The sequence below is a fragment of the Mycobacterium sp. 2-64 genome (genome assembly GCF_035918375.1).
Taxonomy (GTDB): domain Bacteria; phylum Actinomycetota; class Actinomycetes; order Mycobacteriales; family Mycobacteriaceae; genus Mycobacterium; species Mycobacterium intracellulare.
In genome coordinates this window covers 2,613,088-2,632,046 of sequence record NZ_CP142361.1, presented here as the reverse complement: position 1 = coordinate 2,632,046, position 18,959 = coordinate 2,613,088, and the positions used below count along the sequence as shown (strand labels likewise).

The 18,959-nt window shown below is 64.2% G+C and carries 19 protein-coding genes and 1 pseudogene; 7 read left to right on the top strand and 13 right to left on the bottom strand.

Translation table 11 applies throughout. The features are described from left to right. The first annotated feature begins 156 nt into the window (after nucleotides 1-156). From QGN31_RS12550 to QGN31_RS12540, 3 genes are all read left to right on the top strand, one after another. Nucleotides 157-1,713, top strand: a complete 1,557-nt coding sequence (locus tag QGN31_RS12550) for a succinic semialdehyde dehydrogenase (protein WP_201409274.1) — start codon at nucleotides 157-159, stop codon at nucleotides 1,711-1,713. Nucleotides 1,714-1,801: 88 nt separating this feature from the next. Further along, the gene (locus QGN31_RS12545) at nucleotides 1,802-2,236 is read left to right on the top strand and encodes a DUF4383 domain-containing protein (protein ID WP_008257329.1); all 435 of its coding nucleotides are present in this window, start codon (nucleotides 1,802-1,804) and stop codon (nucleotides 2,234-2,236) included. Nucleotides 2,237-2,288: 52 nt separating this feature from the next. Beyond that, nucleotides 2,289-2,423 carry a hypothetical protein gene (locus QGN31_RS12540; RefSeq protein ID WP_268968543.1) on the top strand — a complete coding sequence of 45 codons (135 nt, stop codon included), beginning with the start codon at nucleotides 2,289-2,291 and terminating at the stop codon, nucleotides 2,421-2,423. An 11-nt stretch (nucleotides 2,424-2,434) separates the two neighbouring features. Here QGN31_RS12540 and QGN31_RS12535 read toward each other — a convergent pair whose 3' ends face one another. The 5 genes and pseudogenes from QGN31_RS12535 to QGN31_RS12515 all read right to left on the bottom strand — a co-directional run. After that, nucleotides 2,435-2,830 (bottom strand): hypothetical protein, encoded by a 396-nt coding sequence (locus QGN31_RS12535; RefSeq protein ID WP_014380287.1) that lies wholly within the window; start codon nucleotides 2,828-2,830, stop codon nucleotides 2,435-2,437. A gap of 537 nt (nucleotides 2,831-3,367) precedes the next feature. After that, a complete protein-coding gene (locus QGN31_RS12530; protein ID WP_041784992.1) occupies nucleotides 3,368-4,000 on the bottom strand; it encodes a TetR/AcrR family transcriptional regulator in 633 nt (210 codons plus the stop codon). 486 nt (nucleotides 4,001-4,486) lie between these two features. Then, nucleotides 4,487-4,927: a DUF732 domain-containing protein gene (locus QGN31_RS12525; protein WP_014384882.1), complete on the bottom strand. Its 441-nt coding sequence runs from the start codon at nucleotides 4,925-4,927 to the stop codon at nucleotides 4,487-4,489. A gap of 253 nt (nucleotides 4,928-5,180) precedes the next feature. After that, the gene (locus tag QGN31_RS12520; RefSeq protein WP_014384883.1) at nucleotides 5,181-6,104 is read right to left on the bottom strand and encodes a class I adenylate-forming enzyme family protein; all 924 of its coding nucleotides are present in this window, start codon (nucleotides 6,102-6,104) and stop codon (nucleotides 5,181-5,183) included. Nucleotides 6,105-6,174: 70 nt separating this feature from the next. Then, nucleotides 6,175-6,627 (bottom strand): annotated as a pseudogene (locus QGN31_RS12515) (AMP-binding protein); the annotation flags it as partial. Between the two features lie 117 nt (nucleotides 6,628-6,744). On the opposite strand from QGN31_RS12515, the gene QGN31_RS12510 reads away from it, so the two are divergent. The 4 genes from QGN31_RS12510 to QGN31_RS12495 all read left to right on the top strand — a co-directional run bounded on the left by QGN31_RS12510 (nucleotide 6,745) and on the right by QGN31_RS12495 (nucleotide 10,357). Continuing rightward, nucleotides 6,745-7,566, top strand: a complete 822-nt coding sequence (locus QGN31_RS12510) for an SDR family NAD(P)-dependent oxidoreductase (RefSeq protein WP_014384884.1) — start codon at nucleotides 6,745-6,747, stop codon at nucleotides 7,564-7,566. After that, nucleotides 7,563-8,705, top strand: a complete 1,143-nt coding sequence (locus QGN31_RS12505) for an acyl-CoA dehydrogenase family protein (protein ID WP_014384885.1) — start codon at nucleotides 7,563-7,565, stop codon at nucleotides 8,703-8,705. Before QGN31_RS12510 ends, QGN31_RS12505 begins: the two co-directional genes overlap by 4 nt. Before the next feature lie 110 nt (nucleotides 8,706-8,815). Continuing rightward, nucleotides 8,816-9,172, top strand: a complete 357-nt coding sequence (locus QGN31_RS12500; RefSeq protein ID WP_407937421.1) for a Zn-ribbon domain-containing OB-fold protein — start codon at nucleotides 8,816-8,818, stop codon at nucleotides 9,170-9,172. Between the two features lie 66 nt (nucleotides 9,173-9,238). After that, nucleotides 9,239-10,357 carry a phosphotransferase gene (locus QGN31_RS12495; RefSeq protein ID WP_014384887.1) on the top strand — a complete coding sequence of 373 codons (1,119 nt, stop codon included), beginning with the start codon at nucleotides 9,239-9,241 and terminating at the stop codon, nucleotides 10,355-10,357. A gap of 152 nt (nucleotides 10,358-10,509) precedes the next feature. On the opposite strand, the gene QGN31_RS12490 is transcribed toward QGN31_RS12495, so the two are convergent. From QGN31_RS12490 to QGN31_RS12455, 8 genes are all read right to left on the bottom strand, one after another. Further along, nucleotides 10,510-11,445: a PEP/pyruvate-binding domain-containing protein gene (locus tag QGN31_RS12490; protein ID WP_232065658.1), complete on the bottom strand. Its 936-nt coding sequence runs from the start codon at nucleotides 11,443-11,445 to the stop codon at nucleotides 10,510-10,512. A 96-nt stretch (nucleotides 11,446-11,541) separates the two neighbouring features. Next, nucleotides 11,542-11,952: a Zn-ribbon domain-containing OB-fold protein gene (locus tag QGN31_RS12485; RefSeq protein WP_041784994.1), complete on the bottom strand. Its 411-nt coding sequence runs from the start codon at nucleotides 11,950-11,952 to the stop codon at nucleotides 11,542-11,544. Continuing rightward, nucleotides 11,949-13,085, bottom strand: a complete 1,137-nt coding sequence (locus QGN31_RS12480; protein ID WP_014384890.1) for a thiolase C-terminal domain-containing protein — start codon at nucleotides 13,083-13,085, stop codon at nucleotides 11,949-11,951. The genes QGN31_RS12485 and QGN31_RS12480 overlap by 4 nt, the downstream gene beginning before the upstream one ends. 13 nt (nucleotides 13,086-13,098) lie before the next feature. Then, complete coding sequence (locus tag QGN31_RS12475; RefSeq protein WP_014384891.1) at nucleotides 13,099-15,249, bottom strand: acyl-CoA dehydrogenase; 2,151 nt, start codon at nucleotides 15,247-15,249, stop codon at nucleotides 13,099-13,101. A gap of 19 nt (nucleotides 15,250-15,268) precedes the next feature. Further along, nucleotides 15,269-15,877: a nitroreductase gene (locus QGN31_RS12470; protein WP_014384892.1), complete on the bottom strand. Its 609-nt coding sequence runs from the start codon at nucleotides 15,875-15,877 to the stop codon at nucleotides 15,269-15,271. Continuing rightward, on the bottom strand, nucleotides 15,877-16,242 hold the full coding sequence (locus tag QGN31_RS12465; protein WP_064939858.1) for a DUF4286 family protein: 366 nt from the start codon (nucleotides 16,240-16,242) through the stop codon (nucleotides 15,877-15,879). Before QGN31_RS12465 ends, QGN31_RS12470 begins: the two co-directional genes overlap by 1 nt. Nucleotides 16,243-16,303: 61 nt before the next feature. Then, the gene (locus QGN31_RS12460; protein WP_201358719.1) at nucleotides 16,304-17,320 is read right to left on the bottom strand and encodes a 6-phosphofructokinase; all 1,017 of its coding nucleotides are present in this window, start codon (nucleotides 17,318-17,320) and stop codon (nucleotides 16,304-16,306) included. Continuing rightward, a complete protein-coding gene (locus QGN31_RS12455) occupies nucleotides 17,317-18,939 on the bottom strand; it encodes a PEP-utilizing enzyme (RefSeq protein WP_014384895.1) in 1,623 nt (540 codons plus the stop codon). The genes QGN31_RS12460 and QGN31_RS12455 overlap by 4 nt, the downstream gene beginning before the upstream one ends. Nucleotides 18,940-18,959 lie beyond the last annotated feature (20 nt).

Below are 18,959 nucleotides of genomic sequence, written 5' to 3'. Positions count from 1 at the left end.
CCGAGGCTACATGAGTTCTCAAAGCCTTCGGACTCATCAGCGTCTTCCACTCGGTGATAGCCGCTCAAAACAAGCCCACGGGCACCGGAGACCCCCGGCATCGCAGAGCCAATAGTCTGGTGTTTTGGACGCCTGCGCTTTTTGAGAGGTGACGACATGCCCGCACCGTCAGCCGAGGTCTTCGACCGCCTGCGCCAGTTGGCCGCGATCAAGAACGCCACCGCACGCCAGACCAAGACGATCGACGAGGTCTTCACCGGCAAGCCGCTGACCACCATCCCCGTCGGCACGGCCGAAGACGTCGAAGCCGCCTTCGCCGAGGCGCGCGCGGCGCAGGCCGACTGGGCGAACCGTCCGGTCAGCGAGCGCGTCGATGTCATCAGCCGGTATCGCGACCTGGTCGTCGAGAACCGCGAGTTCCTGATGGATCTCCTGCAGGCCGAGGCGGGCAAGGCCCGATGGGCCGCACAGGAGGAGATCGTCGACCTGGTCGCCAACGCGAATTACTATGCGCGGGTCTCCGCGGACCTGCTGAAGCCGCGCACGGTGCAGTCGCTGCTCCCGGGCATCGGCAAGACCACGGTGGGTTACCAGCCCAAGGGCGTGGTCGGGGTGATTTCGCCGTGGAACTATCCGATGACCCTGACGGCGTCGGACTCGGTGCCCGCGCTGCTGGCCGGTAACGCGGTGGTGCTCAAGCCGGACAGCCAGACCCCGTATTGCGCGCTCGCGTGCGCCGAGCTTTTGTATCGCGCCGGCCTGCCGCGAGCGCTCTACGCGGTGGTGCCCGGGCCGGGCTCGGTGGTCGGCACCGCGATCATCGACAACTGCGACTACCTGATGTTCACCGGCTCGACCGCCACCGGCAGGCAGCTCGCGGAGCACGCCGGCCGGCGGCTGATCGGTTTCTCCGCCGAGCTCGGCGGCAAGAACGCGATGATCGTCACGCGCGGCGCCAACCTCGACAAGGCGGCCAAGGCGGCCACCCGCGCATGCTTCTCCAACGCGGGCCAGCTGTGCATCTCCATCGAGCGGATCTACGTCGAGAAAGACATCGCCGACGATTTCATCGGCAAGTTCGGGGCCGCGGTGCGCAACATGAAGCTGGGCTCCGCGTATGACTTCTCGATTGACATGGGAAGCCTGATCTCCGCCGGCCAGCTGGACACCGTAACCGACCATGTGGACGACGCGAAAGCCAAGGGCGCCAAGGTGATCGCCGGCGGCAAGGCTCGCCCCGACCTCGGGCCGCTGTTCTACGAGCCCACGGTGCTGACCGACGTGACGCCGGAGATGGAGTGCGCGGCCAACGAGACGTTCGGCCCGGTCGTCTCGATCTATCCGGTGGCCGACGTCGACGAGGCGGTCGACAAGGCCAACGCCACCGAGTACGGGCTCAACGCCAGCGTGTTCGCGGGTTCCTCCGCCGAGGGCCAGCAGATCGCCGCGCGGCTGCGGTCGGGGACGGTGAACGTCAACGAGGGTTATGCGTTCGCGTGGGGCAGCCTCGGCGCACCGATGGGCGGGATGGGCCAGTCCGGCGTCGGGCGCCGCCACGGTCCCGAGGGCCTGTTGAAGTACACCGAATCGCAGACGATCGCGACCGCACGCGTGTTCAATCTTGATCCGCCGCTTGGCATTCCGTCGACCCTGTGGCAGAAGTCGCTGTTGCCCATCGTGCGGACCGTGATGAAGATTCCCGGGCGGAACTGACCTTCAGCCGCTTGGTGCGGCCCCATTGCCAGGGTGCTACTACAACGCGTAGTATTCGGGCATCTTGCCGCGCACAAGGGGGTGCCATGTGAGGTGGAGTTTCGCCCAGGTCGGGCTGCTGATCATTTGTGTTTTCCACGTCATTCAGGCGGTGGTCGGCTTCATCATGAATCCCAGTTTCGCGATCGGGCCCACCGCGCCGACCGTCCAGCTGTTCGGAATGGACTACAACGGGTGGCATGCCGTCGCCGGCCTTGCGTTGTTCGCTCCAGGCCTGGTCTTCGCGATGCGCAAGTCGTGGTCGGTGTTGTATCTGCTGCTCGCCGCGATCGCCGGTGCGCTGCCGGGCATTTGGGCGTTCTTCTCGCATCGGGTCGCGTTCGTGTTCACGTTTCCCAACAACGTCACCGACGCGGTGGTCCACCTGGTGACCGCCGCGATCATGGTGGCGGTGGCCGCCGTGCAGATCCGGATGGACGGCGGGCTCAAGCAATCGCTCGCCGACCTCCGGAAGGCACGGTAGGTCTTCAAATGCGCCGTTGCGGGTAGTCCTTCGGTCGACGAAGGAGATTGCGATGGGCAAGCACTCGGAAAAGGATGACGACGAGCCGAAGGGCGGCCGTCCCGGCCCCGCGGATCACGGCCACGAAGGCGGCATGGCCACTCGCGAGAACGCGCCGGAACTCACCGAGCCGGACCGTGAGCACTGACGGGGCAGAACCTACTTGGAGGGGTTGCGGGCTTCCTCGTAGCGGATGGACGCCACCAAAGCCACGGCGAGCAGGAACAGCAACGGCACGAACACCATCGGGTACGCGGCGACAGCGGCCATGGCGATGAGCGAGCCGGGCACCCCCAACGTCAACGCGGCCGTCGGATGCTTCTCGCCCATGCTGACGATCCTCGCGGGCGCCGCAAAAGCGATCGCGGCCTGCTGATACCGATCCGCCCACTCGCCGTAGTACGAGCGGCGGGTCTGTCGGCCGCAGGCCACGCAGTTGCGCCCGTAGGAGTAGCGGGTTTTGAGGCCGCAGCCCATGCAGGTGTGGGTTGTCATCGGGCCCATGCTCTCATCACGGCGAGCGGCGGCCGCGGGCGAGGCGTTCGCCGCCGCCATTCGTAGGCCTGGTCGGGCTGACAGGATTTGAACCTGCGACCACTTGACCCCCAGGAAGTTACGGCAGTGCGTTTGCCCAGGTCACATTCGGTTTTCGCCGTCGATGCGCCGCACGCGACGTTCACGCATGCGCAGGTCGTTCAACATCGCGCACCACGTGTGGTCCCCGAGTGGTCCCTGCAGCCCCCCTGCGGCAGCAGACCCACATACTCCGGTTCGATGCTGCAGCACGGATACGAACACACCATTCGCGCGGTTCAGGCGCTTGAATCAGAACGCCCGATTGAAGTCACCCGCCCGCTGAGCACATGCTCGTTGACGGAGCCATGCGCAATAATCACGCATGGCGGTCTTGGCGCAACTACGCCGGCACTGCCGGTGTTTGCTGCCTTCTATGTATGTGTGCGATCGAAGGACCACCGCAAGCAACGGACATGCCCCGTTGGCTTAAGCGAAGTCAGCGCGGCGATCTGTGGCACTGGTCCATCACGCATTGCTTGGCGCGGAAGCGTGGGTGGCTGCACGACAGTAATCTTCTCAGCTGGTTCGCCAGAGCCCGCCTTCCAGAAGTTGCTGGACCATGTCGATGACGGTCGACGTCACCTGGTGGCTACGGACATAACCCGCATATAGGCCCACCCCACAAAGCACGACCATCAGCGTCTCGACCAAGGCCGGCGCATCGATATCCGCGGCGACCTCGTGGCGCTCGATCGCGTCATTGACACCGCGCATAAGAAATTCCCGAGTGATCCGTACGGAATCGTTGTCAACGCTCTTCCATTCCGGATGACGTTGCGATTCAAGTATGGCTGTGATTAGGAATGCCGATCCGGCGGCATTCGTGGAATTCGCTCTGCCCGCCCCGTCGATTAACGCGGTCAGGCGTGCCACAAACGTGTTCTCGCATTCTGCCCGACTAATAACGGCCTCGAGGATAGATTTGTTGGCGGCCCTCAGCACCTCGCGATAAAGCACCCGCTTGCTCGAGAAGTAGTGATTGATGGCCGGTCTGGTCAAGTCAGCGCGTTCAGCGATGGCCTGGAACGTTGCGCCGTCGTAACCGCGTTCGCTGAAGACTGTAAAAGCAGCTTCCATGATCCGCAGCCGCGTCTCATCGGCATTCACGGCGAGCGGGCGTCCTGGCCCTCGCTTCCGTCGTTCTTGCATTTTTAGAGTGTGCCACCAGTCTTCGTGCGGCAAAGCGAATTTGACGCTGTACGTTGACCTTTTGAAGCGCTCAAATCGCACTACTTCTGTCCGAGACCTCACCCGACAACTCTGATTGTCGTCACCTCGATCGCGTCCCGGCCTGTAGTAACCGAAAGCCGATGGTGCGCAGCAGTTTAACTGGCTGCTAACACAGGATATTGTTTCGCGTGCGCGCGGCGAAATTACGCCGATCCTTGGAGGGATATGGCGGAAACACCTTTGAAGCGAATTCCGTACCTAGCGGATCGTTGCGGCGACGTCACTGGTTCGGATGCGGGTGCGTCGCGCTTGATGCGGAAGGTGTTGATCGGTCACCGGAATTAGTACCCGAGGACGGCGGCGATCGAATAGTCATGAAGGACCTTACAATCAAGGTGTCGACCACCCGACGTCACGTCGAGCGCCGGGACAGCCAACCCTCTGACTCAGTACGAGAAGACGGACTCAGTAATAGGTACCGGCCGCGGCTGCGCCGTCCGGCGGTTGGTAGCCAGCCGCCGAGTTCCGCAGCTGCCATATCAGCTCAGGACAAAGCAAGTTGACCGCGTACGAGACCAGATAATTAGCCGCGAACTCGTCGTTGGGGGTGACATCACTCTTGACGTCACCCATGACTTGCCCGTAGCCCTCCCCCCGGCCGACCTTATCGCAAATTCCGTGGCCGTAGCTGAGCGCGTCGTTGTCAGGAAATCCGTAATGCCGCCGCACCACCACGTCGTAGACGTACTCGACCTCGGGTGCGGGAGCGGCATGTACCCGCGGCGGTGGCGTTAACAGAAACCCGCCGACGGAAACTGCGCCGACGATCAAAGCGACCAGCGATTTCCGACTCTTCATGGCTGGCGGCTCGAACCAAATGGCCAGCGTCGCCACAATCAGGCCCATGAGATGTGCCCCTCGGTCCACCTGTTGAGCCGACCAGTTTCGCACGGCTATGGGCATAGATCAAGACGTTAAACTATATAACGGATAAGGTCCAGGGATCTCACGATAGAAGTCGAGCCAGACCAGCTACTAGCTGGGCTGGTCGGGATTGCCTTCGGCGAAATGCCAACGGGTAGAGCTCCGACGGTTGCGTCTTCGCCAAATCCTCGGGAATGCGACGCCCCCTCCTCCTGGTCCAGCGTGTACAGATAACTCACGTTGATGCATCGTCCTGACGCGCAAGATGTGCCGCCCGAAGTGTGGCGCGAACGACCTTGCCGGCACTACTGAGCGGCAGCTCGGCGACCGAATACCAGTACTGCGGAATCTTGAAGCCGGCGAGCTTGACCCGGGCGAAGGACCCTAGCTCCTGGGGCCGTGGGGGATGAGCCAAGTCTGTCGGAACTATGAACGCGGCCAAGGTTTCTCCGAGTCGCGGGTCTGGCACGCCCACAACGCCGACCGCGGCAACCGCGGGGTGAGCGCTGAGCACATTCTCGACTTCGAGCGGATAGATGTTTTCCCCACCGCGAACCACCATGTCGTGTCGACGACCGCAAAGACGGAGATAACCGTCGGCATCCATCGCACCCAGATCACCGGTGTGCAACCATCCATCGGCGGCCTGGGCGGAAAGGTGCGCCGCGGCGGCGAACACTTCGCCAATTCCTGCTCGGTCCGGCTCGTCGATTCGCAGACGGAGCCCGCTCACCGGCCGACCGACGCTGTACAGGATCTCGGGATTTTTGACCGCGGCCAATCGATGATCGTCTGGGCTCAGGCTGGTGATCGGGCTGCCCTCGGTTTGGCCGTAGAGACTTACCATGGCGACGTCTGGCAGCACGTCAAGGACCCGTCGCAACGTCTCGACGGTGATCGGCGAAGCACCATAGATCAATGTCTTAAGCGGAACTGCGTCGAGCAGCCGCTCGCTGAGCAACATCTCGATCATCGTCGGCACGAGCAGGCAGTGGGTGGCCTGGAGTTGCTTGAGGTTGCGCCACCAGTCGAAGGAGAACCTGTTGGTGGGGATAACCGCTGCCCCGGCCGTGAGCGCTACCAGGACGTTGCCCAGTCCCCCGATGTGATGCAACGGTGAGCCGGTGGCATAGCGATCGTCGGGGCCGATTCCGATCAAGCGGCGTAGCGTGCTCGGCGCGGGCGCCGAGCACTCGCTCGGTGAGCGGGACCATTTTGGGAACCCCGGTTGTTCCCGCGGTGTGCAGGTAGATTGCCGTGGGAGCTGGTTCCGGATGCAACGGACGCCTCGACACTGGCAGGGAAGATATTGACACCACCCGTATCCCAACCGCGTCGGCGACCTGCCGAGCCGTCTCGACGAACGCCGCGTCGGCGAGAAGGACGGGCGAGCGGCTCCGGCGCACCGTTTCGGCCAACTCCGCAGCGGTCTGCCTAGGTCCGAGCGGAGCGAGTGGTCGATTGGCGGCGGCACCGCCGAACAGCAATGCCAGCGCATCGGCGTTGGTGGTGAGCAACCCAGGGATGGGCTGACCTGGCTGAACGTCGAGATCGACGAGCAGGTCCGCAGCTGTGACGCTCATGCCGATCAGTTCACGCCCAGTGACACAGCCCGCTTCGCCGATGACCGCTGCACGTTCACTGCGCTCGTGGACAGCGCAGATTCGCTCCAGCCACTTCATCCGAGTGGGTGAACCGGACTCGTCGGGCGGAAAGCCATCGCGTCTCTCCTAGCCATTTGATCAAAACGATAAATAGTTTACTGTTTACGTGAAACGTCGCAAAGGAGGGCCGGCTGCGTGCGGATCATTGTCACCGGCGGGAATAGTGGCGTCGGGAAGGCGACCGCCCATGCGATGGCCGCCGCCGGCCACGAAGTGGTGATCGCCTGCCGCACCCCAACGAAGGCGTATGAGGCCGCTTCGTCGATGCCCGGCGACGTCCAAGTGCGCGAGTTAGACCTGGCCGACCTCACCAGCGTGCGTAAGTTCGCCGACACCGTCGACTATGTCGACGTGTTGGTGAACAACGCTGGTGTGTTGGGCTTGCCGTTGACACGAACCGCGGACGGCTTCGAGGCTCACATGGGCACTAATCATCTTGGCCACTTCGCGTTGACGTGCCTTCTCGGCGACCGGATCCGCGACCGGGTCGTGGCGGTGGCCAGCACCAACTACACCACCGCTCGCATGCACTTCGATGACCTCAACTATCACCATCGCCGTTACAACCCATGGTCGGCATACGGGGAATCCAAGCTGGCGAACCTGCTGTTTGTGCGGGAATTGGTCGCCCGCGGCAAGACCGCCTATGCCTCCGATCCCGGCATGACCGACACCGGGATCACGCGTAACGGCTCGGGAGTATTGCAGTGGGCGGGCCGAGTGCTCTCGCCGCGCATCGCACAGAGCCCAGCTGACGGGGCCCGCTCGACCATTCAGGCGATCACCACGACATTGCCCAACGGCACCTACATTGCGCCGCGCGGCCTGATGCACCAGTGGGGCACACCGAAGCCCACCAAACTCAGAGATAAGGCGCGCGACGCGGACAGCGCGCGACGGTTGTGGGATATCTCGGCTGAGCTCACGGGCTGCGAGTGGCAGGACAGCCATTCATGACTATCGAACGACTGCTGCCGACGCCAGAAGCACGCGAACTCGTTCGACTGGCCGCCGAGGTCGCCGACAAGGTGCTTGATCCAATCGTCGACGAGCATGAGAAGAGCGAGGCCTATCCCGAGGGAGTCTTCGCGACTCTGGGTGAGACTGGGCTGCTGACACTGCCGCACCCGCAGGAATGGGGCGGTGGCGGCCAGCCCTACGAGGTATACCTGCAGGTTCTCGAGGAATTGGCCGCCCGGTGGGCGGCAGTCGCCGTGGCTGTCAGCGTCCACGTGCTCGCCTGCCATCCGTTGATCGCGTACGGCACCGACGAGCAACGACAGCGGTGGCTGCCGATCATGCTGGGTGGTCACACGATCGGTGCCTACAGCTTGTCCGAGCCGCAGGCCGGTTCCGACGCCGCCGCACTGACCTGTAAGGCCGCCGCAGTCGATGGCGGTTACCGCGTCAACGGCGCCAAGGCGTGGATCACCCATGGCGGCATAGCAGACTTCTACAGCCTCTTCGCCCGCACGGGTGAAGGTGGACAAGGCATTTCATGCTTCCTGGTCGAAAAGGACACCGACGGACTTACGTTCGGCAAACCCGAGGAGAAGATGGGCTTGCATGCCATCCCAACCACCACAGCGCACTACGACAATGCGTTCGTGTCTGCCAAACGGCGGATCGGCGCCGAGGGCGAGGGCCTCCAGATTGCGTTCAGCGCACTGGATTCCGGGCGCCTGGGCATCGCCGCGGTGGCCGTCGGGCTGGCGCAGGCCGCACTCGACGAGGCGGTTTCCTACTCCCAACAACGGACGACTTTCGGCCGCAAGATCGTCGATCATCAAGGCCTGGCGTTCCTGCTGGCCGACATGGCAGCCGCGGTCGACTCTGCGCGCGCCACGTACCTGGACGCGGCGCGCCGCCGTGACGCCGGACTGCCCTACTCGCGCAACGCCTCGGTGGCAAAGCTCATTGCCACCGACGCCGCAATGAAGGTCACCACCGACGCCGTGCAGGTTTTCGGCGGCTATGGCTACACCAGGGATTACCGTGTCGAGCGCTACATGCGCGAAGCCAAAATCACCCAGATCTTCGAAGGCACCAACCAGATTCAGCGGCTGGTCATTGGTCGATCGTTGGTCGGATCATGACAGTCGAGATCGGTTCAACTGACGGCGCCTACGAGCGCCCCCAGTTGCGATTGGCGCCCAGCCCAACCGCCGAGTCGCATGCGTTCTGGGCCGGAGGGCGCAACGGCGAGTTGCTGATCACCCGCTGCCATGGTTGCGGCCACTTCTTTCACCCGCCGGGGCCGGCCTGCTGGCGTTGCCGAAGCACAGACGTTGCACCGGAGCCCGTCTCCGGACGGGCAGCCGTCGCGGCGTATACCGTCAACCGCCAGAGCTGGATTCCGGGTTTCGATCCGCCATACATCGTGGCGATGGTCGAGCTTGCCGAGGAGCCCGATACACGGCTGATTTCGAACGTGGTCGACGTTGCCCCGGACGAGATCAGCGTCGGGATGGCCGTCGAAGTTTTTTTCGAAGACTGGACCGCGTTGTCGGGCGAGGAAGAAAGCCGGGTGTGGTTGCCGTTGTTTCGGCCGGTCAAAAACTGATCACGTCCCTGGGCCAGATGCTGCTAATGTGACAGTCAACTGTCAAACCGTCGATGAGGACGTGAGATGACCAGCCAAGCCTTGCCCGTCACGCTGCGCTCGCCCGCGGACCTGACACCAGCCGTTCTGACCTCGCTGCTGCGTCGCCACCGGCCCGCGGTGACGGTCACCGACGTGCGGGTCCGGACCACCTGGCAAGGGACCACCTCACACATCCACCTCGACGTGGACTACGCCGATGACGACACCGGCTTACCTTCAAAGCTTTTCGTCAAGACACAACTTGGCACGGTGCACGATCTTCCCGCCGCGGTCGACGAGTCGCTATCGGAGGGCGGCGGCGGGACGGTTATGTTGGATGACGAGACGAAGTTCTATCGCAATCTTCGTGACGACCTCGACGTCGAGACCATGACGACCTACTTCGCTGAACATCTCGACGGACCGTCCCAGTTCCTGGTGATCGGCGAAGACATCACGATGCGCGGAGCACGGGTGCCCGACGCGGAGGCCGGTCTGCCCGTCGAGCAGGTCGACGAGCTGCTGGCGACGTTGAGCCGTGTGCACGCCCCGTTCTGGGCGAATCCGAGGCTCGATGGGCGCGGCGACCTGGCGTGGCTGCAGCATCCCGTCACCGGAGGGTTCGCAGAATTCCTGCGCACCAATGGATTCGCGATTATCCGTGCGTTCATCGACATTCCCTATAAGCGGGAGCTTCTCAACGCAACCGGCGCCGACATGGACAGTATGGAGGCAGCGTTCTGGACCCTGCAGGATCGCGTGGCTCACGATCCGATCACGCTGTTGCACGGGGACCCGCACCCGCGCAACACATATGTTCTCCCCGACGGCCGAGTGGGGCTACTGGACTGGCAGTTGGTGCGGCGGGGCTCGTGGTCCCACGACGTCGGATACGCATTGATCGGCGCGCTGCCGCCTGCTTCGCGTCGCGAGCACGAGCGTGAACTGCTCGACAACTACCACGGGCGACTGCTCGATGCCGGTGTCTCATCCGTGCCGGATCGCGAGCAGATGTGGACCGCCTATCGGCAGAGTCCGGCGTGGGGGTTTTGCATGTGGGCCATTACGCCCGATCAGATGTATTCCGTCGAGATCGTGCGTGCTGTGCTTGGCCGCTTCGCCGAGGCCTATTCGGACCTCGACACCGGTAAGTTGCTGAGCTGAGGAACGGCACCGTTTCCGAGAAGTCGGTCGGACGCCGCGAACCAGGTCGATGAGGCACGAGTAGGGTTGGCGCACAACATCGGTGGGCCGGCCGAGCGCTCACCGGCGTAGTGGTGCAGGACGTTCGGCTCGCGCCATCCTTCGGGCTGGGGCTATTGGTTATTCCAGACCGTCTCCGGTCTGGCCTGCAGCAGATGAACCTCACCGGAGGCATCCACGGCCCACTCGACGTCCACGGCGTACCCGGCGTTCTGCTCAATTTGTAGGGCGAGGCGCGCAACCCGTAGCAGCGTGTCGTCATCGAGGCTGGGTGCGTCGCCCTCGCCGGGGGCGAGATCGACAATCCTGACCGCCCCGGACTCGTACCGATGGGCGCGAGTCTGGCGCGCAATCTCCCGCCTGCGCACGCATAAGGCGGCCTTATCGACCCAGGCGCTGTCGGTTTCCACATCGCCGTTGACCACGCCTTCACCCAGGCCGAGGGCTGACGCGATATAGATCTGGTCACGGTCTCCCGTCACCGGCTCCAACGTCATCGTCACCCCCGCCGCCACGGCCGGCACCATTTGCTGAACAACCACCGCCATCGCGACATCATCGGAAGCCACGTTGAACCGCCGGCGATACCCGATCGCCCGCGTTGTATACAGACTTGCCCAACAACGGACAACGGCATCAAGCAGCGCGGGCTCACCCTCGATCCACAGATAGGTATCTTGCTGACCGGCAAACGACGCCTCGGCCGTGTCCTCGGCGATCGCGCTTGACCGTACCGCCACTGGTCCGCCACCGATCTGGGCGTAAGCCTCCACAACCTGGACAGCGAGGCGCTCCGGGAGGGCGACTTGATCGAATAACGCGGTGATTGCCGCCGACCGGTCCCGGTCGGTACCCGTTGTCGTCAGTAGTTCGGCGATGCGTGGCGCCACTCCAGCGGCGGCAACGGCCTCGCGGTAGGCGCTCACGGTGATTACAAACCCTGGGGGAACCGACAGACCTTGTTTGGTCAGCGCCCCAAGGCCTATCGCCTTGCCGCCTACCTCGGCCCCTAGCTCCGAACTACACCGATGCAGCGGAACGACATGCATCGCCATGTGTTCCGCCCGGTGCGTACCTTCTGCCAAACCCCGGTTGTTAACCGTGCCGGCGGGCTTTTGACCAGTTGTCATAGTGGTCGCCTACCTCTACTTGATGACGAATTCAGGTATGCGATAACCGCTGTCACCGAGGTCGACGATGCGCATCTGCACCGGTTGCCCGATTCGGACATCGGCTGGATCCGCATCGATGACCGCATTGATCCGCAGACCCGGCTGCTCCACGAGTTCGACGAGCCCGACGACGTAAGGGGGCACGCGTCCGGGAACGAGCGCCTGGCGCACCACAATGTAGCTGAAGATCGTGCCGTCGCCGCTGACTTCCTCGAAGTGTACGGGGCCACCGGTGTAGCGGCTCCGTTCCAACGGCGGGTGGATCCACTTGCCGGTGTCGTCGCAGCGACACAGCATCAACTTGCCGGCCTTCAGACCCTCCCAGTAAGGCGCCGTATCGGGGTCAGGCACTGGAACCGGTGCCGCCAGTGCAGGATTCGTCACGGATGCTCCCTGCTGTAGATGTTCGCACCGCCGAAAGGCCCGCCGCCCGCGGTCACTAATGCCAGTTGGGCGTCGTCGACCTGCCGCACGCCAGCTGCGTGCCGCAATTGAAGCGCTGCCTCGTAGTGGTGGTTGAGGCCGTGGATATAGCCTTCGGACAACAGCCCACCGTGCGGGTTGACCACTACGTCACCACCGTAGGTGGCGCGTCCGGTCGAAAAGAATTTACCCACTTCGCCTTTTTCGCAGAAGCCGAATCCCTCCATGGTGGCCATCACGGTGTAGGTGAAGCAGTCGTACATGCACGCCACGTCCATGTCGAAGGGACTCAGGCCTGTCTTCTCCCAGATCTTCGGTCCCGCTGTGCGCGAGTACATCTCGGTGGGGTCGTCCCATTCGGTCCAGCCGGAGCCTCCCTGCGAGTTCGACGACCCGACGAGCCACATCGGGGGTTGCTTCGCGTCGCGGGCGATGTCTTCGCCGGCGATCAGCACAGCTACCGCGCCGTCGACCTCCGATGTGCAATCCAGTACCCGGAACGGCTCGTTGATCCAGCGCGCGGCCAGATAGTCATCCATAGTGAGGGGTTCGCGACGCAGCGCGTGCTCGTTGGGTCCCGCGTGGTTGCGTTGGGTGATTGCGATGTGGCCTAAATCCTCGCTCGTTGAACCGAATTCATGTTGGTGACGCCGGGCCCACATCGCGAACCACTGCGGCGGCACCATGAATCCGGAGGCCGTGTCGAACTGGTCGTGGTGCTGCACCTGCATCGGCCCCTCGACGTGACCGAACCGGTAACCCGAGCGACCGTTGAGCGACCGGTAGACCAGCACGGCCTTGCACATGCCGGCCTCAATCACCGCAGCGGCGGTGGCGATTTGGTCGGCCACCAGGTTGCCGCCACCGTACATGGCATTGGCCCAAGCTAGTTCGTCGATACCCAACGCCCACCCGACAAAGATCGGCTGCTCAGAGTCATTGGCCATGAAAGTGCAGATACCGTCGATATCGGTCGGCTTTAGTCCGGCATCGGCGATGGCGTCGCGGCAGGCGGCCACGGCCATGGCGCGGGTCGTGCGGCCGGAGTTGCGGGAATACTCGGTACGGCCGATCCCGACGACGGCACAGGTCATCTGGCTCTCCAATCTACTTGGGCGCCGGATCGCGCGGCAGGCCCAGAATGCGCTCGGCGATCAGGTTTCTGACGATCTCCGACGTGCCGCCTGCGATCGTCAGGCACCGGCTGAACAGATAATCGTGCACAACCTGTTGTTCCTCGCCGACCAAGATGGCGCGGCCCGCGAGACGCAGTCCCAACTCGGCCACGCGCTGGGCGTGCTCGGCCCCGAACAGCTTGGCGATGTTGCCTTCGATTCCGGGTCCGGCGTCGAAGACTGCCCGCGCCGCCTGCCGCAGATTCAGGGTGGCCAAGGTATACGACTCGATCAGCAGTGCACCGACCTCGCGCGCGACACTACTGTCGTCGGGCCGGTGCCGTGCCAGCAGATCGATCAAAGTGTCGGCGGTCATGGTGACCGAGCCTCCGCCGATGGACACCCGCTCGTTGCCGAAGGCCGCCATCGCCACGCTCCAGCCGTCGTTGACGGCGCCGACCACATCACGATCGGGCACGAAGACGTCGTCGAAAAACACCTCGTTGAACAGCGTCTCGCCGGTGATCTCGGTGAGTGGGCGAATCCGCACCGCCGGGTCGGCGAGGTCAATGATCATCGCCGTAATGCCTTTGTGCTTGCGCACGTTCGGATCGGTGCGCACAGTGGCCAGTCCGCGCTGGCAGTTCACCGCGTCGCTGGTCCATACCTTCTGACCGCTGACCACCCAGCCGTCGTCGACGCGCCTGGCCTTCGTGGCTACCGCCGCCGCATCGGAGCCGGCGCCAGGTTCGCTAAACAGCTGGCACCACCGCAACTCGCCCTCGAGGCTCGGCCAGATCAATCGCTCGATCTGTTCGCTGCTGCCGTGCTGGAGCAGCGTCGGCACCACCCATTCACCCAGTCCGAGGCTCGGCTTGTCCAAACCGCCCAAGGCGTCCTCGATGATCAACTGCTCGACGCTGTCTGCACCACGCCCGTACGGGATGGGCCAATGCGGTTGCAGGTAACCGCTGCGCGCCCAGAGCCTTTGGCGATCGTCGGCGTCGGACGCCTCGAGTTCAGAGCGGAAATCCAGTGCGGCCTGGCGATACTGCTCGGCGCCCTGGGGTAGGTCCACCGAGTGCCGCCGACGCATTCCGCTGCCTTGCAGCGCGATAACCTTGTCCCGCAAAGCATCCTGGTCACCAACGAAGGCCTGCAACACGGTGGCCCGCCTGATGTAGAGGTGGGCGTCGTGCTCCCAGGTGTAGCCGATGCCGCCGTGCACCTGCACGTTCTGCAACGCCACCCGCTGATAGGCGGTCAGCGCATGCCCGGCTGCCATCGTCGCGGCCAGCTCAGCCTCCGCGCCAACGGCGCGGGCGGCGTCCCAGGTAGCCGCGACGGCCAGCTCGGTATCCACCAGCATGTTCGCGCAGTGGTGTTTGACCGCCTGAAAAGAGCCAATAGGCCTGCCGAATTGTTCGCGGCCGGCGGCGTAGGCCGTCGCCATCTCGGTACACGCACCCAGCCCGCCAACGGCTTCGGCCGCGGCCAGCAGCCGAAGAATGCGCACCGCTGCCCCGGCGGCGGCCGGGAAGACGTCGGCGACCTGCACGGAGCTCAGGCTGACCACGACAACCGGTGCAAGTAGCCGGTCCACCGAGTCGACGCATCGTGTACTGACGCCGTCACCGGCCTGCACCAGAACGAGGTCGTCACCCGCGGGCAGCAGGAACAGGTCTGCGCCCGCCTCGGCCAGTGCCGGCGCCCCGGTGGCCGAGACCTGCGAATCGTGAACAACAACATCGCCTTTGGTGCCAATGCCCGCGATCACGTCACCAGACACCAGCCGCGGTAACCACCGCTCTCGCTGCCCGTCGGTCCCTACTTCGGCGATCACCGCGGACACTGCGACGGTGGGCAGAAACGGTCCTCCCAGCGCGGCGCGACCGAGCTGCTCGAGCACAATCGTCAATTCAGGCAGTCCGTAACCCTGACCGTCGAACCGTTCGTCGATGTGCAGGCCAAGCCACCCGGTGGAGACCATCTCTTTCCAGAGTCCGTCGGTAGACCACCACCGACCGCCTTTGTCACGGTCGAGCAGGATCCGGCGTGCACTCACGGTGCCGGCGCGCCCGGCCACCATCGCGCCCGCCACGTCGGCGAGCGCGCGATGCTCCTCGGTTATCGCTAAGGGCATTGGCAGTTCTCCGTTATGTTCACCATGAGTTGCCAAACTGCTCGCGGTGGGTCACCGATGTCGCCGGGCGGCGGCGCGGTGGCGAGAGCTTGCGTGCGGGCGGGCCTACGTAGACCGCCGCCATTGGGATCAGGTTCTGGGGCAGTTGCAGCAGTTCGCGGACGCGATCGACACCGAAGGTGGTCAGGCCGGTAGTCAGACACGAGCCATAGCCGAGGTCGGCAGCGGCGAGCAGCATGTTCTGCACGGCCGGGTAGATCGATGACGGTGCGTAGACCTCGGGCACGCGATCGGTATCGGCGCACACCACCACCACGACCGGCGCCGCGGCGAAGCCGCCCTTGCTGAAACCGAATTCAAGGTCGGCGACCAATACCTTGTCCTCAACGCTATACCTGACGTAGTCGCCGCCGCCCGCGTTCCACGTCTCCGTCCACCAAGCCGCTAGCAGCGCACGGTTGCTCTCGTCGCGGACCACGATGAACGTCCAAGGCTGGGTGTTCTCCGCGCTCGGCGCATGTACCGCGGCCGCCAGCATCTGCTCGACATCGGAGTCAGGTACCTTGCCGTCCGGATCGAAACGCCGACACGCACGCTGGGCGTGGATGCCCGCGAGCAACTCGCCCACTAGCGCTCCGCCAGTACACGTTCGCCGCGCGGCGCCCATCCGGTGAGGGAAACAGTGGTCAGATCGAGCCACTCCCCCAATGACAGCGTGCCGGCCATCACGCGCTTGAGGAACTGCGCCATGACGATCTCGGGGTCGTCGTCCAACTCGTAGATCACCATGTAACGGTGCGTCGGCGGCGGTAACTGAGCTGGCAGGTCCTCATCGTCGGGCACCTTCAGTTCGGTGATGTCGTAGCGTTGCGCCGCAACGACTCCGGGAACATCGAGAACCTCGGGCACATGCTGGGCGTCGTACCACTTGTTGAAGGCGTCATCTTCGCCTTCGATCGGGTTGGTAAGAGCTATAAACAGGTTCGAAGCCACGCCACACGCCTTTCTCGACGTCCAGGGTCCTTTGCCACATTATGACAGTCGACTGTCATAGTCAACGACGCGGCGGTACGGTGCGACTCGACCTCTCGAGGTAGGCGTAGCCGGTCTCCCCGCCCCACGTCAGCTCGGCCCAGCTGACGGTGTAGGCCCGCGCCGGATCCACCAGCCCGTAGGGCAGGCCCTCGGCCATCGACAGCCACAGCGACGAGCAGATGGTGCCCGTGATCGGTTGACCGTCGAGCTTGCAGTTAAATTGCTCACCGTCGCGCTGCAACATCGCCGGTGGCGGGATCTCCTCCAGTTCCACGTGTCGCAGTGAGCCGTGGGTTACCGCGTAAGCACCCTGCAGCGTGGTACGCCCATCTCGGGCCCAGTACCTGCAGAAACCGAATGCGCGGCCGCTGGGCATGGCTCCCCCGGCGATGACGTGGCCGCCCCAGTCGGTGAGGGTGTCGGCACCGCGTGGTCCACGCGAATGATCGCGCCAGCCGCCACCATCGAACAGGAACGTCTCCGATCCTACGGTGACCTCGCCGACGACACGGGTGAGCTGCTCGTAGTGTTCTCTGGCCCAGCTCTGTTCGGCCATTCCCGCGCCCGACTCGGTCAGCGGACTGGCCTCGGCGTCCCACACCGGGGTCACACCGTGCACCTCCAGATCTAGCCGGACGTGGGTCTTAGGCCCGTCGGACAACGGAGCGCTGCGCATCGCGTCATAGGTAGACCGCAGACAGAATCCGTCAAAAGTGATGCGCCACTTGACGAACGGCTCTTCACAGCGGAAGGCCAGGCTGGCTCCTGCGGGCCGGCGCTCGGGCACAGTGCGGTGATACGCCCACATGGACAAGACTCCCTGGTCCGCGGGCAGCGCGATGAGGACACGGTCCTCCCACATCTCCCACATGTCGGCGACGGTGCCCAGATGCAGCCACATGCCGACGTCGTGCACAGGGTCGTAGGGCGTGAACAGCAGATTTTCGGTCCAGCAAGACACCGGCGGGCAAGTGGTCACGACTTGCTCCTTGGCCACGGGCAGACCCGAGGAGAGCGCGCCCGGCTCGACGCTCACTTCTCCACCATGGCCCGAGACCGGACCAGCACCACGATCTCACCGGTGGTCCCGTCCACCCTCACGACGTCGCCGCTGCGTAATGCCCTGGTGCCGTTCCCCGTTCCGACCACGCACGTGATACCGAGCTCGCGCGCGACGATCGCCCCGTGACTGGCGGGACTGCCCATGTCGGTTACCAGGGCACCCGCAAGCGAGACCAAGGCGGTCCAGCCAGGGTCGACGAACTTGCAAACCAGTACCTCGCCGTCGTCGAGGGTGTCGTGAGATTCCGCATCGACCACCACCCTTACGGTGCCTTCGAAGACCCCTGGGCCTGCGGGTGTTCCGTGAACGACGGCATCCGCTGGAGGCGGTTCGCACGACATCTCGATAGCCTCGGGCATCCCGGTGAAAACCGACGGCACCTCAAGGCGCCGGTACTCCTCGCGCCGGCTTCGACGAAACTCCACCAAATCGCGCACGTTCGCAGGAAGCGGAGCCAGCAGTTCATCCACAGTCAGGTAACAGGCGTCGTCAATCCGATCCAGCGTCCCGGCATCGACCAACTCAGCACCGAACCCGCCGGCGGCCGCGCGGCATCCATCAACGGCGGTCAGGAATGAGGCCTTGGTCAGTTCCACGGCTCGCACCTGTGCCCCAGTCAATGCCAGCAGCCGGCGCACCAATAGGCGTCTCGCCGGGGGAAGCGTTGAGAGCAAATCGGTCTCGGCGTGCCGGCGCGTCGATGCTGCACGTTCTGCGCGCACCGCCGGGCGGTCGGCCTCGGGCCTGCCGCTGTGGGCGGCGGCAGCACGCAGGACCGCTTCTGGGTCCTCCCGCCATGAATGCCCGATCACATTGCCCTCATTGGGGCCATGGAACCCGTGCCGAGAAAGAAACTCGTCCACCGTAATCCGTCGGTGCCCCAACGACCACACGTCATCGGCCAATTCGGTTTCGATCACGCCGCCGTACCCGGCCAACAGTGCGGGCACCAGATCACCACGACCCGCCTTGACGGCGATCGATTCGACCTGTGCGCGACACACATTGAGGATCAGCCGGGTGCGGACATGTACCCGCATCGCCGCACTGAACCGGTGCGACGAATCAGTCAGCAGAGTCCGCGGATCGGGCCATCGTCCATTTAGCACGGTTGCCCGCCACCAGTTCATCTGGCGTTGGTGCAAACGGACCGGAGCAGACCGCTCTCGCACCTGCACCAACGGCGCCTTGACGACGACTGCCGGCAACCGGCGGGGGTCGCTACGGGTCGGAGCCGCATCGGGCCGCACTGCGCCCAACAAGTCGCGTTCGAAGTCGTCACCGGTCATTCCGGGCAGCAATCCGGCGAGTTCGCGGGCGCGATCGACGTTCATCGCTTGTCTGCCAAAGAAGCAGGCGGTGCTCCACTGATTCGGGTCGTCGGGTACCCGAAGTGCCGATGACCCCAGCACGCCGAAGTCGTAGAGGCCGCCGCGGGAAGCGAATTCGACACCGGTCCCCCACAGTGACCAGCACAGCGGGGAGAGGATATCGGGCGTCGCTTCGCCAACGTTCGTCAGAGTCCAGAGGCGATCAGGTTCGCTCCTGCCCCGGATCGGATCGGTTAAGGGCACCGCGGGGCCGGTATGCATGGTTCTCCTGCTCGCATATC